Annotated in this window: 9 protein-coding genes; all 9 read right to left on the reverse strand. The window is 49.3% G+C overall.

The annotated features are described in order from the left end of the window. Positions 1-14: 14 nt before the first annotated feature. The gene (locus CWE23_RS03500) at positions 15-722 is read right to left on the reverse strand and encodes a DUF1499 domain-containing protein (protein WP_126819491.1); all 708 of its coding nucleotides are present in this window, start codon (positions 720-722) and stop codon (positions 15-17) included. Positions 723-792: 70 nt separating this feature from the next. Then, positions 793-1,374, reverse strand: coding sequence for a FlgO family outer membrane protein (locus CWE23_RS03505; RefSeq protein WP_126819492.1), 582 nt, complete (start codon positions 1,372-1,374; stop codon positions 793-795). Positions 1,375-1,384: 10 nt separating this feature from the next. Beyond that, the gene (locus tag CWE23_RS03510; protein WP_126819493.1) at positions 1,385-1,942 is read right to left on the reverse strand and encodes a FlgO family outer membrane protein; all 558 of its coding nucleotides are present in this window, start codon (positions 1,940-1,942) and stop codon (positions 1,385-1,387) included. Between the two features lie 100 nt (positions 1,943-2,042). Beyond that, entirely contained in the window at positions 2,043-2,372 is a 330-nt protein-coding gene (locus CWE23_RS03515; protein ID WP_157982902.1) for a LytR/AlgR family response regulator transcription factor, read from the reverse strand. Positions 2,373-2,593: 221 nt separating this feature from the next. Beyond that, positions 2,594-4,558, reverse strand: coding sequence for a S9 family peptidase (locus tag CWE23_RS03520; protein WP_126819495.1), 1,965 nt, complete (start codon positions 4,556-4,558; stop codon positions 2,594-2,596). 104 nt (positions 4,559-4,662) lie between these two features. After that, entirely contained in the window at positions 4,663-7,665 is a 3,003-nt protein-coding gene (locus CWE23_RS03525; protein ID WP_126819496.1) for a TonB-dependent receptor plug domain-containing protein, read from the reverse strand. A 166-nt stretch (positions 7,666-7,831) separates the two neighbouring features. Beyond that, positions 7,832-8,746 carry a class I SAM-dependent methyltransferase gene (locus tag CWE23_RS03530; protein WP_126819497.1) on the reverse strand — a complete coding sequence of 305 codons (915 nt, stop codon included), beginning with the start codon at positions 8,744-8,746 and terminating at the stop codon, positions 7,832-7,834. Positions 8,747-8,843: 97 nt separating this feature from the next. Further along, complete coding sequence (locus CWE23_RS03535) at positions 8,844-11,585, reverse strand: TonB-dependent receptor plug domain-containing protein (protein ID WP_126819498.1); 2,742 nt, start codon at positions 11,583-11,585, stop codon at positions 8,844-8,846. A 262-nt stretch (positions 11,586-11,847) separates the two neighbouring features. Continuing rightward, positions 11,848-14,742, reverse strand: a complete 2,895-nt coding sequence (locus tag CWE23_RS03540) for a TonB-dependent receptor domain-containing protein (protein ID WP_126819499.1) — start codon at positions 14,740-14,742, stop codon at positions 11,848-11,850. Positions 14,743-14,758: the final 16 nt, after the last annotated feature.

Genomic DNA, 14,758 nt, shown 5'->3' on the forward strand with positions numbered 1-14,758 from the left:
ACAGCGGGCACGAGCTACAATGCGGCTAAGAACTCACGGATGCGTTCGGCGTTTTTACCGACGTCGCTGCGACCGACGCGGGACTTACTGCGGATATCCAAATGGGTCTGGCCGTCTACCGACTCGATACGGATGACCACGTCGTCTTTAAAGCCAAACCAGGTGGTGGTGTCGGTTGCTTCAATACGGCCTTCGTTTTCGTCGGCTTCAACAATTTCCCAGCCCATGTCATTGGCCGCCTGCAGAGCTTTGGCAAACACCGCGTTAACGTCTTCGGCGGTGGTATAGGTCTGCAGATCCGGGTAGGCCTCACGTTGTTGCTTTGCGGTTTCCTCGCCGGCATATTCCACCGGGTTTGGTGCATCCGCACGCAATGGCGCAATAGCCTCAAATTGCGGAGGGTTAACCAGGTCGGTCGAAATATCATGGATGGGCGGTACCGATGTGGCCGTTTGGTATTGGCTGAACGGCAGGTAAAACGCAATCGCTGCGGCAATGATGGAAAGCACCGAGGCACCGGCTCGAGCACCGGCCGGGCGACGAAAAATAAAGAACAGAACATTAATGACGACGGTGGCGGCTGCCACGTAAGCCGCATACCGCAACAACAAGAAAGCGGTTCCTAAACTGATCAACTCAGACTGATAAAGAGGCCCGGACACAGCCAGCACAATGACGGACAAAAAGCCCAGCAGGATAAACAAGTTTTGCAACGTTTTCATAGCGTACCTATTGTTGTTGTAATGTGTTGTTATTCAACAGTATAGGTACGCTTAATTGATAAAGCGAGATCTACGGTGCTTTACGAATAATGGCCTTTTCGCCCTGTTCACTCAATTGTCGCACCACCTGCTGCGGCACAAAGGTCTGTGCCACGCTCACCACGTCTTTGCTGCTAATATCCACCAGTCGCGCGGTAACCATCACACCGGCACGGTGTTGAGCCCAGGTACCGACCACCACATGGGTAACCGGTAAAATTTCATCAATTTCCAGGTAATCGCGGGTTAAGGCAAAGTCGCCATCGGCGGTTACCCGAATAAAGTCGGTGGTTTTAAAGTCCAGTAACGGCATTTCCTGACGATGCATTTCGGTCATCAACTGCTGAGCCAGGGTTTGCGCAAAGGGTGTTCCTTCGTTGTAATCAGACGTCACGTTACTGAAGGTGGTAACGCCAATGGTGGCCGCCGATAAATCTGCTTTAGCATGGTGCACAAGTTGCTGAGCGATATCACTGGCATATTGCGAGCTGCCCGGTTGTTGATAGGGCTTATCGCAGCTGGACAAGCGCGCCTTGGCATCCGGCTTCGGCAGCACCGTACATCCGCCCAACACCAGCGCGCTGATCAAACCGATGCAGAGGTAGTGTTTCATCGCGGTCCCCTTAAAAATTACGTTGCAGTTTGCCGCCAACCATCTCGCTACGGCGGTTTTCGGCATACAAGTGCTTAGGTACAAAGCGATTGGCTGAGGCCAGCACCTGCTGTGATGTGCGGTCGATAACCCGCAGGTTAACGATGACACCCCCCTGCTCCGGCGCCATCGTACCCACCAGCACCCAGTCCAGTAACGGTTGCTGGTTGAGTCGTTGCGGATCACGGGTCAATAATGTGGCACCCTGCTTCGACAAACTCACATAGTCCTGAGCCCGATAGTCGATTAAGCGCACGTTACGTTCCTGCAGGTGAGTGTACAGGCTTTCACTCAGCTGATGGCTAAGGCCTGTGACTGAATCGTGCGGATGCGGCAGCGCCAGCGAGTCCGCCATCACCCAGCGCGTCAATCCCAATTGTGAAAAGCCGTCATCGGCTCCCTGGCGCTTTAATTGCACCACCAGTTGCTCCGCTAAATCATCGGCCACGCCCTCGTAGGTGTTGGCTTTATGAGCCGCTACCAAAGGGCTCAACACCAATGTCAGCAGCAATAAACCCGCGCGTAACATAAAACTTCTCCGCTAATGCCTTGTTACGCTGTTATCGGCCGTCGAGGTAAATAATTGAGGGGAATTTTTGTGTCGTGCCGAAGGCACGACGTACTCGACATCACAGGTTTAGGGCTGAGAAAAGCGTGTCGCGATAGCCGTTACCGATTTTTAATTCGGTACCGTCACGCAGAGTGACCAGCGAAAACCGCCCCAACTCACTGCTGATTTCTTTAATATGATTCAGGTTTACGATCGCTGAACGATGAATGCGTAAAAAGATCGAAGGATCCAATTGTTGGGTCAGGTTATGCAAGGTTTCCCGGTGCATGTACTTGCCATTTTCTGCGTGAATCTCGACGTAGTTCGCGGCACCCTTGATCCAGCAAATTTCTTCCAGTGGTATAAGTTCTATCTTACCGACAGAGCGAACAGGAAACACACGTTTCATAGCTTTAAATGGTCCATCCCTTTCCATTAGCGTTTCTACAGGATGGTAGGGAAGGAAAACACGAAAAGCAGAATATGTGACAAGCGCGTCGAGTGAGTTTTTATAAAGCACGGATTTGGGGACTGTCACAGTAACTCCTGACCAATATAAAGCGTTAAAGTGTAGCGTGCAGGCAATAAAAAACCCCCGCCGAAGCGAGGGTTTTGCTGTCTGACATCAGCTTATCCGTCGATGTGCTGGTCGAGGAACTGCAACATCCGCGTCCAGCGCTCGATGTTGTTTTCCGGCTTATAAAAACCGTGCCCTTCGTTTTCCTTGTACATCCACTCATAAGGATGGTCTTTCGCTTCCAGTGCATCGCGCAAGGCATAGGCTTGTTCAGGCGGAACCCGAACGTCTTTGCCACCCTGAATGATGAACACCGGTACTTTTAGCTTATCAACCAAGTCCACCGGTGACTGTGCCGCACGTGCTTCTTCGGTATCCGGTAGCGCCATATCAAGGTAGTTCATGCCGGACAAGGTTTCCGGAATATCGCCCTCAACGCGCATCATGTTCAGATCATAAACACCGACAAAGCCAATGGTGCAGTTATACAGATCCGGTTCGCGAATTACCGTCATTAGTGCCGCATAGCCACCATAAGAACCGCCATATACACACATTCTGTCTTTATTTGCGATACCTTCATCGATCAAATGCATAACGCCGTCGGTCATGTCGTTGATCATGGTGGTGCCCCAGTTTTTATAGCCGGATTGCAGGAACTCTTTGCCATAGCCACCGGAGCCACGGAAGTTTGGTTGCAATACCGCATAACCATGTTCCGCCAACACTTTCGCGTCACTGTCTAAACGCGTTAGGGTATCACGAGGACCGTGCGGACCGCCGTGCGGCAGCAAAATCAACGGCAGATCTTTAGCTTCCTTGCCTTTCGGCAGGGTTAACAATGCTTTTATGGTTAAGCCGTCCCGTGCTTGGTAGGTGATAATTTCGGTCTTCGGGATCGTTTCTTTATCCAACCAGGGTTTTGCTTTAATGATCAGAGACAGAGCTCGGTTCTCGGCATCAAAAAGATAAAACTCGGTTGGGTAGTTAGCCGACGACACAGAAACAATCATTTTCGAATTATCGAGTGTTGCTGAGTTAATGCCAACGCTCTTGTTCGGAAACGCTTTGGTCAGGCTTTGGACCACACTGGAAAAATATTCATCGTCAACATCAGCGAAAAACACCGTGTCAATGCCATCGTACTCATAAGCGGCACCAATCACTTCGTTCATGCGGCCATTACGAACACTGACAATCGGCATTAAGTCGGTTTCAGGGTGTTCGGCAATTACTTCAATTTCGCCGGTATCCAGGTTCATTGTGGTTAATGCCAAGGCATCCGTGACCACGTCACTCAAGCCAATCACGGTTTTACCATCAGGTAAAATGTCGATCGGATTAAAGTTGCCCTCCTGCTGACCATAACGCGCAACTTCTTTCCACTCTTCGTTTGCACCAGGACGCGTCATAATCACCTTCTCGTTGGTGTTATGAGGTTCTTCACCGGTTGCTAAACGCGTTACTCCTTCGTCATCGAGAAACACCTGCACACCAGTGCCTTCATAACGACGGACCGGAACTCGTCCAACCGGCATCGTGCGGCCACTATCGACTTTTAGGCGATAAATATCGACATAAGGTTCACTGGTGTTATTCGGGGTCGAATAAATCATCACCTGATCAGGTTCATCGGGCAACAAGTCGATGATGCGGGCGTATTGTTTCAGTCCGTCAGAACGCCACCCGGTCAGGATCTTTTGGTTGCCGCCATCAGCATCCATGGCAAAGATTTCGCCGGTTGGAAACGGCGTTTCATAGGAACCGACCTCACGCGCCATTGTCATCACGATGCGTTCGTCGCTTACCCAGTTAAAGTCACTTACTGACTCGGTACCGCGGCCGCGGGTAACCGACAGTACTTTTTGGTCATCAATATCTAACACCGTCAGAATAACGCCACCTTCCGGCGTACGGGAGGTAGCAGCTAGGTATTTGCCTTCGGGCGAGATCTTGATATTCATAAATTGAGCGTGTTTGGCGTATTTCTCTAACACCGACTCATTGACAACATCTGCTGCCATAACCGACGTCGATAGTGCCAAGCCACTCAATATAGAGGCTATTAAGCGTTTCATAATGTACTCATTTAGTTATTAAACCAATGACTGCAAATAAAAAAGCCCCCGCGAGCGAGGGCTTTGTTTGGTGTTAAACACACATATCGCTCTAAGTCATTAACTTAGAAGTTGTAGGTAATGTTTGCAAACACACGACGACCTAGGTTGTCGTACTGTGAATACAAGGTCGCGTTACCTACTGAACGTACGTATGACGGAGAAACCAGTGGTGGTTCTTTGTCAAATACGTTTGCAACACCAACGGTTACGTCAAACGCATCAGCAAACGTCATGTTACCAGACAGCGTGTGATAGAACGTAGTCGGCGTTTCTGCGACAAAGGTAATATCTTCGCCACGATACGTAGACTCGTTAGTATCGCTGTAGTACTCATAGTCGTTTGTCTTATCGACATAACGCATGGTCCAGGTAACGTTCCAGTCATCACGCGCGAAGGTTGTGGTTAACAGACCAACGTGCTTCGGATAACCGATTTCACCGATCCACTGAGAAGGTTCGCTGTCAGCGAATAGCTGATAACGCTGCTCGATTTGGTTAGTGTGCTCTAGGTTCACACGAAGACGACCGAACTCAAACTCATCTTGATAAGTGAAGTTCATGTCGACACCACGAGTTCCCTGGCTAGCGATGTTAACGTAACCACCGTTTACCACGTCGATACCCCAGTCACCGTTCGTGCCGTCGTTACGAGTGAACAGGTCACACAATGGATCGTCCGGGAAGTTTTCTGATGTGTAACAACCGTTTACGATCTGCGAGCCACCCAGTGATGCGATCTGGCCGCTGATATCAACGTCGTAGTAGTCAATTGACGCTGCGAAGGTGTTTTCTGGGCTAGTCCAGACCAAGCCAACGCTTTCTGCCACAGAAGTTTCTGCTTCCAGGTTACCTGCACCACCAGAGGTGATCAGAGTCGCAGAGCTGGTACCTGCACCGTCGTAATCCAATGGAACACCATCAGCCTGACAGTTTTGGTAAACCTGCTCAGACACGTTACCTGCGTCATATTCCGCGCCGTAGTTGTAACATGGGTCAACAGCCATTTGGCCACCGAAACCGGTTTGACCTGCTAAGTACAGCTCAAACAATGCCGGTGAACGGAATGAAGTACCACGAGAGGCACGTACACGCCAGTCGTCGTTGATTTCCCAGTTCAGACCCAGTTTGAACGTGGTGTCGCTACCGTAGGTAGACACGTCAGTCCAACGCGCAGAACCCGTAATGTCAACACGCTGTGCAAACGCGACGTCGGCAATAACCGGTACACGCACTTCACCGAAGACCGCACGAGAATTCTGAGAACCTGCAGTACGGCTTGCACTGGTCAGACCCCAAGAGTTACCGTTGGCACTTTGAGCGCCTGGCTGGTCGTCGATTTCATCACGCTGATAAGAAGCACCAAATGCTGCGCCTACTGGACCAGCAGGAAGCGTGAACAAGTCACCAGTGATGTAACCTTCTAAGGTTTGTTGCTTATAGATGGTTTCACCCATCTCATAACCAAACAGGAAGTTACGTACTTCATCTGAAGGGTTGCCGTACATTAACTGAGGATCGCCCCATGGTACGTCAACACAGGTTTTGCCTGAGAATTCAGTAACTTCGCCGTCACACGTTGTGCCATTAACGGCATGGTTTTGCGCCATCAACATTGAGTCACGGAAGATAACTTTGTTACCGTACTCACCGCTGTTATAACTGTTCTGGTAAGAAATATCCCAGTCCCAGAAGCCCAAGCTGCCTTCAAGACCAGCAACAAAGCGTGAGTAATCTACCGTTACGTCAGAACCGTAGTGGTCAGTCAAGTGGACAGGCATCGCGTAAGCATTACCTTCCCAGTTGCCCGCCAATGCTTGTACTGGAATGTAACCAACATCACCAGTCCAGAACTGACGATAGCCCTGAGTTTCGGTATCACGCGAGCTATGTAACAACTCACCATATAGGGTAGTGGTGTCAGTCAGGCTGTAGTCACCCTGCAAGAACACTGACGCAGTTACCGTTTCCGGAACCATTGTTTCATTATCAGTGAACGGATGCTGTTTGCCCCACAGACCATCAGATTCTTTATCGTAACCTACGAAATAGAAACCGTCTGGACCACGTAAGTCGCCTGGAGCGGCATAAGTATCGTTGATGCTGTCGTAGCCGTTTGAGCCCAGGAAGCCGTCGTAGTCATAATAACCGTAGGTGCCTGTTGGCGTACGCGGAATGTTACCGGTACCCAGGTCATACAACCATAAGCCGTAGCCGGTATCGTTACAGTGAGGCTGGCCAGTGCGAGGATCGATTGGATCGGCACGGTCACCTTCTGGTGTGAAGTAATAGCGCTCAGTACAGCGATAGAAATCACGGTCGCCACGCTTCAATTCACGTTGTGCGTTGTAGTCAAGAACTAAACGGTAAGAACCTTTGTCAAACGCTTCACCAATTGATGCATTGATACGCTGACGCTCACCGCCTGAATCCATAGGCTGACTTAAGTCAACTGAGAAAGATTTTGAGTCGCCTTTTTTGGTGATGATGTTGATAACACCAGCAACCGCATCAGAACCATAAAGTGATGACGCACCGTCTTTCAGTACTTCAACACGCTCGATGGCTGAAATTGGTAAGGCGTTCATGTCGAATGCAGAAACCTGTCCACGAGTACCAGCTGGTCCCGCACGACGGCCATTCAACAATACCAGGGTACGGTTTGCACCTAAACCACGCATAGAGATGGTTTCAGTACCAGCACCACCTGATGTAACGTAACCAACAGTCAGTGCTGACGTGATCTGGCTCGAGCCGGCAGCAACAGTACTGGTACGTAGTAAGTCACCCAAAGTCGCCAGACCTTGCTCGGTGGCTTCTTCAGCTGAGATGATATCGATTGGTGTTTCGTTAGCAAAAGCATCCGTGCGGATACGAGAGCCCGTTACCTGGATACGTTCCGGTTGTTCTTCTGCTGAGCTTTCTTGCTCTTCAGTTGTTTGCACACCTTGAACGTCTACATCTTGTGCGTCCTGTGCAAATGCCGGAGCACCTGCTAAAAACGCTGAACCTACACCGGCCATCAAGATTGACTTGATAGAGCGGGCTAGTAATGACTGTTCGGTCATGTTCAGTCTCCCTGAATATTTTATTTTTTATTCTACAGTTGTCTAATTATTACTCTTGTAATAACAACCCTAGTTTTCAGAAGCGACCCGACTACAGGCCGCTCTGAGAAGGAAGAAGAACATATTTTCAAACAATTTACAACACTTTTATAACAGTTTGTTACGCTTACTTCTTAGCTTGTACACACTGTCCAACGATACCTGTTTCAGGAAACTGAACTTGCTCCACTTGAACCTCTTTAAAGCCGGCTGCCTCGAACTGTTGTTTTAGCTGTTCGCCGCTCCCTGCCTGCTCTACCGCCTTAACCATGGTCGTCAAGCGTGCCTTATGATCGTTCAAATTGTTGAGGTATTCACTAAAAACACGCTGCGCTTCAGCTGCCTTACCCTGCCCTGCAGCCTGTAAAATATGGCGTACAGCCGGGACGAAGTTGGTGCGATGAAAGGCCGCATCGTTGCGATGTTTTGCGGCAAGCTGATTAAGCTTTTGCTGGGCAATTTGTGCATTTTTTGGCAACGGCTTACCGGCTGCTTTTAAAATCGCCGTATACAAAGGCTCGACCGACTTTTTCAGGTGTTTTATCAGCGTCGGTAACAGCTCATAAACCTTCCGACTGGTTTGCACAATAACCGAGTCTTCCGAGTGCACCAGGGCGATAACCATGCCACCACGCTTAAGGTTTTTATGCAGGTGCGGTAAGCCTTTTGCCATATCGCCGTATTCCAGCCCATAGTGGGACACGATGGTGCCGAACTTCTTATTCGACGGCAGGGTAAAGCGCTCGTAAGGTGTTTCGCCGTGCAGCTTGAGCTTGTCGTTAGCCGGTTTGATCACGGCCGAATCGACCCCAATCAGATCAAATTTCTTACCTTTCTTGTCAGCGAATTCACTAAGCCACTGCGGCACGATACCGTTACCCGTGGCTACATCCAGAATCGGTTGCTTCGGCTCTGTTTCTTCCATCCGCTCAAACCAAAACTTACGCATTTGATAATTTTGCAGCGTCGATTTTTCGTCCAGAAATGCTGCAAATGCGCCCTTTTGCCAGAACACGGACCATGGATTTTGTTTATTTGACATAATACGACTTCCTTACGCCAGTTTATTATTATTTAGCTATCTGTTAGACAAAAAAAACCCGGCCGGAGCCGGGTTTTTCATCGTTAATCGCTATCGATTAAAACTTAACTCCAACACGAGCATACCAGTATTGGCCTGCTGTGTCATAAGAAGAGTTCAAGGTATTCATATCGTTATTGTTAGTAACGTATGGAGGCTGCTTATCAAACAAGTTACGCGCACCTAACGTGAAGGTGGTTGTGTTGCTGAAGAAGTAGCTCATTTGAACGTCGTGATAAACGTAGCTGCCAACTTCTGAAGACAGATCGTCTTCTGCGTAGTTGATGTCGGTTACGCCGTCCTGGAAGCGCGTGATCCAGCTCAAGTCGTAGTCACCGATTTTGTAACCCATGGTCAAGTTGGTACGCAGTTCTGGGAACGCCGCTACACGACCACCGAAGTTGGTGTCAGCGCCGAATTTACCTGCCAGTTCAAGCGTTTGTGCACCTTCTTGTGCCAGGTACTTGTACTCATCCAGGATGGTACCGTCAACACGCAGGTTGAACATACCGTCGCCCAGCTCAGATGCCCAGTTGATGTCGAAATCAAGGCCTGAAGTGGTGAAGGTAGAGATGTTCGCTGTACCCGCTAAGATACCCGCCATGTAACCTTGTGAGTCACGGAAATCAGAACCTGAGTAACCCGGACGACCTACGGCTTCTGGGCCTAAGATCAGGTCACACGATGCAGCACTGAAGTTCGCGCTGTTGTAACACTCAGAGATGATGGCAGAAGTACTTGGCGCACCTAAACCGTCTTCGATTTCGATGTCGTAGTAATCAACGGCAACGCTGAAGTTCTCGATGAACTCAGGCTGATAAACGATACCCATGGTGAAACTTTCAGAAGTTTCTGGTTTCAGATCCGGGTTACCGCCAACCAAGGTTGAAGACTGGTTGTTATCCAGGTTGAAGTCACCTGGCAGGCCTTCTGCGGCACAGTTCGCTTTTACGGTTTCGCTCGCGTTGCTGTTCGCGTAGTCGATACACGGATCGGTGTAGCTGATGTTTGACTCAACCTGTGGCGAGTACAAATCACCGATACCTGGTGCACGGAAACCTTCCGCGAACGTTGCACGAACCAACATACCGTCAGTCGGTACGTACTCTAAACCAAACTTGGTTGTGGTTTGAGCGTCAAGGAAGTCGTAGTCTGAACGACGAACGGCTGCTGACAGGTCAAGACGATCAACGCCTGGCAAGCCAACCAACAACGGTGCGTTGATTTCAACGTACGCTTCCTGAACGTCATAAGAACCTTCAGTTGGTTCAGCTGCAACGCTGTAGATTTGACCTAAGATTGCGCCGCCGTCAGGCTGGTTCTGGTACTCTTCCCAACGCTTCTCAACACCAAATGCCCATGCAACTGGACCCGCAGGCAGGCTTAATGAACCAGTATCACCGGTTAAGTTAGCCATCAACTGCTTAGTCGTCGCACGGTCAACTGGCGAGTTTGGAATGGTTGCGTAGTCTTGGAATTCTTGTGTGAAAGTACCTTCCTGGAACGGGTTCCATACACCAGGGCACTCTTCGTCTGCCGCACACAGTGTTGGATCCAACAAGGTGCCGATACGCTCTGGGTTTGAACGACCGTATTCTACACGGCTGTCAACATAACGTGAGTAGTTGTAAGAAACGTCCCACGCCCAACCGTTGTCCAGGTAACCTTCAAGGCCGAATACCATACGGTAATCAGAGAAGTCCTGAGTGAATGAACGGCCACCGGTTTCTGCCAGACGACGGTAGATAACCAGCTCTTCACCGATAGGGTTGTTTGGGTGATCAGCCGCAACGGTTGGTCCCCAGAACGTACCTTCTGCAGCCATCAACTGGTCTGATTGGCGGTTAGTGAAACCACCTTCCATGAATGCGGTCAGATCACGAGTTAGCTCGTAGTTAGCTGAGGCATTGATAGAGAACAGATCCTGAGGCGTTACCATGTAACTTGCAGGGGCGAAGTTGTACGCGTCTTGCTGACCGTTGTATGGACGAACTTCGCCAGTGACCGGATCAACAACAAAGCTGGTGCCTGCGTTACCTGAGTTGTACTGTGAATCTGGGTCTAGTGCAGACCAGTTACCGTAAGGGATAGTTGAAGAACCACCGGGTACTAGCTCACCGCCAGACTCGCTGTAAGGAACTTTCGAGAAGTCACGATCGCCCTGCCAGATTGGGTTACGGTTTTGGTATTCAAGCGCTAAGGTTACGTTACCTTTGTCGCTGGTTGCGCCAATAACACCCGATACTTTGGTGGTTTCGCCGTCACCTTCACCAGTCAGGTCGTACTGAGCTGAGAACTCAGCGCCTTCGAAATCGTCTTTGGTGATGAAGTTGATAACGCCGGCAATCGCGTCAGAACCATAAATGGTTGAGGCGCCGTCACGCAATACTTCAACACGCTGAATGTATGCCATTGGGATAGAGTTCAAATCGCCTGAAGCGTAACGACGACCGTTGATCAGGATCAGGGTACGTGCTGAACCCAGACCACGTAAGTTAGCTGAAGCGTAACCTACAGAGCCGTTGTTAGTGTTTGAACCGTTGTAACCACCGTTCATCGAAGGAATGTTATGGATGAACTTTTCCATGGTGGTGAAGCCAGAGTTTTCGATCGCTTCTGCGTCAAAAACGGTGATAGGGCTTGCTGTTTCTGTGTCCGTACGTTTGATCCGAGAACCCGTTACCTGAATGCGTTCTACGTCGTCTGCGCCACTGTCCTGTGCAGCTACCAATGCTGGGAAGCCTAAAGTCGTCGCGATCGCCGCCGCGGTCAGGCTTTTTTTAAAGGTACTACGTTTCATGAGAAAACTCCCTGGTACGTCTTTTTGTTAGTTTTGCTTAAAACAAGCGCAACCGTTTTACTCGGTGCAGATACCGAATTCAACTGATCGGGGAGTATTTTTGAGTTGTTTGCCTAATTTTTAGTCTTAATGCGCACTTATTGGTCGAATGTTTTATTTTTTATTAACAGATGTTGTTTTTTTATTAAAAAAATCCCCCGTCTTAACGACGAGGGATTTTATGCTTATAAATGATACGGAAACAATCCGTTATTATGCGTGATTAGAATGTGTAAGAAACACTCGCAAACACATAACGACCCAATGCATCGAAGTGACCTGGGTAAGTGTTACCATTGCTACCTGGAGCACCAGTCAGATATGGAGGATCATTTTCCAGCAGGTTATTTACACCAACGCTGAAAGTCATGTGATCGCCATATTTGTAACGGCCAGTCAAATCAAGGTAGCTTTCTGAACCGATCTCTTGAGGACCATCATCAAGCTGATCGACCGCGCCAAGGTAACGCCAGTTGGCAGAAATCGCTAAACCGTCGCCATTTTCCCAAGTAGCACGTAAGTTATGCTGCCAGTCAGGATTTGGCGAACCACACACGCTTCCCCAGTATCCGGCACACTCATATGTACGAAGACCGACAACAGGCTGTGTATCAAATTTAGTGAAGTAAGTACCAACCAGGTTCAAACGGATTGAACCTTGGTCCAGGCGGTAAGTGTACGTTGAGTTAACGTCAATACCACTACGTTGCTCAAAACCAATGTTAACGTTGGTCGCGACAATGTTATCAGTGCCTAACCATAATGAGCCGGTATCCGGACCACGGTTAATAAGGTCACAGAACTGGGCATCACCTGTGTCTAAACACAGATCCAACGTTGTTTCAGCGGCAACGATACCAATGGCATCTTCAACTTTGATGTCGAAATAGTCCAATGAAATATCGAAGTCCCCGTCGCTGGTGCGGTAAACAAAACCAGCAGAGTAAGTATCTGATACTTCTGGATCTAGATCTGGGTTACCACCAAAAATCGCATTGTACTGGTTAGCAGGGCTTTGGGGGATGTTACCGTATTGATCCGGAGTAACACCTGTTAACTGACAAGCTTCCAGTGAAGCTTCAGGGTTTGCACCGGCACACGGATCGGAATCCATGTCATACAGACCCAACGACTGCGCACTGAAAAGTTCACGGATGTTCGCATGACGAGAAGCGCGTTGGAAACTACCACGAACTTTCCACTCTTGAGTAATATCCCAACCCATTGCGATCTTGTAAGTATCGGTTTCTTTTGCCGTTGAGTATTCAGAATAACGATAACCTAAATCTAGGCTCAACGTATCGGCCCAGTCAGCGCCTTCAACTAAGTAAATCTTAGCTTCTGAGAAAACTTCATCAGCGCTCAGGGTACCCTCAACACCAATTGTTGGACCACCTTGGCCAGCACCGTCACCAGAAGTGAAGCCACTGTCAGGTTGGAATACCAGTTTTTCACTGCGGCTGGTAGCACCAATCAACAGCTCAACGCCGGTATAAGCCCAAGGCGATTTCACACCGTACTCACCCAGGTTACCAACGGCATAAGCGGTGTATTCACGAAGGTTTGTCTCACCTTTTGCATACAGCGGTAGCGTCAGGTAATCAAGCGCTTCTTGACTGATATCCGGGCCGAAAATATTCCATGGCACACAGTTAGGATCAACACCACTCAGTGCCGCACGACATACCGCTTCACCGGTTTCAGGATCTGTCGTTACGTCCAATGCACGACCAATGTTAGTGATACTGAAATCATTCAGATAAACTGAACTCAGTGTCACGTTACCGTAGTTTGCTGATACATCGTAGCTCCAAGCATCATTAATGAAGCCACGCATACCGAATACACCACGATAAGATAGGTGCTCGATATCATTCTGACGTGGACCGCCTTCTACGTTACGCTTACCAACGTAAACATTTTCCCATACGTTTGGATCGCCAGACGCCGTTGCCGGACCATTCGGTCCACACATCACACTGCGTTGTTGCTCAGACAGGAATGGATTATCACAGCTCAGATCGACTTGCGGGAAGAACGCACCAGATTCTGCGATCTGAGATACGCTACGGTCTTTTACGAAGCCAACTTCGGCGAAAAACTCGTGATCGCGGCTGACTTCATAACGACCAAAGGCACCTAAAGTCACACGCTCGTCAGGACGTTGGAAGTAGTTAACGGGTCCGTAGTTGTATAGGCGACCATCGTATTCCTGGAATGTACCATTTTCAATGAAGTAGTCATCCCCGGTAAAATTGGTCACACGACCGTCAGGAATAGTACCAGAACCACCACAGGAGTAGTCACCCGGTGAACCAGCTAACGCACAGATACTGTAATCACGGTTGTCCTGCGTTACCGCTTTGATGTTACGGAAAGTAGCGTAACCAGTGATATTGCCGCGACCATCGTCTGAGTTCACACCAAAGATAGCGGAGAAGTCGTTCATGTGACCGTCACGACCGGAACCTGGTGCCAACTCAAAGCCGGCTTCACGAGATGCTTGTGCAACCGCATTCTCGTTCGCGTTATTGTACTGGTAGAAGCTGTGTTGATAGTCTAACTTCACGCCTTCGAAGTCATCTTTCATGATAAAGTTGACAACACCGGCTACCGCATCAGAACCATAGGTTGCTGACGCACCACCAGTTAACAACTCAACGTTTTCTACCAATGCACTTGGGATTTGGTTCAAGTCAGCTGCGATACCGCCAGCCAGTGGAGAACCCATTACCAGACGCCGTCCGTTCATCAGTACCAACGTACGGAAAGAGCCCAAGCCACGCAGTGAGATGGTTGCAGTACCTGTCGCACCATTTGAATCAGTCGACGACTGCCCAGCAAATACTTGTGGCAAGTCATTGACTAAGTCTTCGGCACGGACGTTACAAGAAAACTCAAACTCCTCTGAAGTTACCTGAGAAATCGGGCTTGAACTTACTACGTTCGCTGACTGAGGAATGCGAGAACCCGTAACCTGGATTCGCTCCTCAACTTCTTCAGCTTGCTCTTCATTATTGCTTTGCTGGTTATCTTGCGCTAACGCAACTGCTGGGAAGCTGATAGCCCCCGCGATAGTTGCCGCAAGCAAACTTTTGCGAAATGTCGTGTTATTCATGAGTTAAAACTCCCCG

The organism is Idiomarina aquatica (genome assembly GCF_003987185.1).
GTDB lineage: Bacteria > Pseudomonadota > Gammaproteobacteria > Enterobacterales > Alteromonadaceae > Idiomarina > Idiomarina aquatica.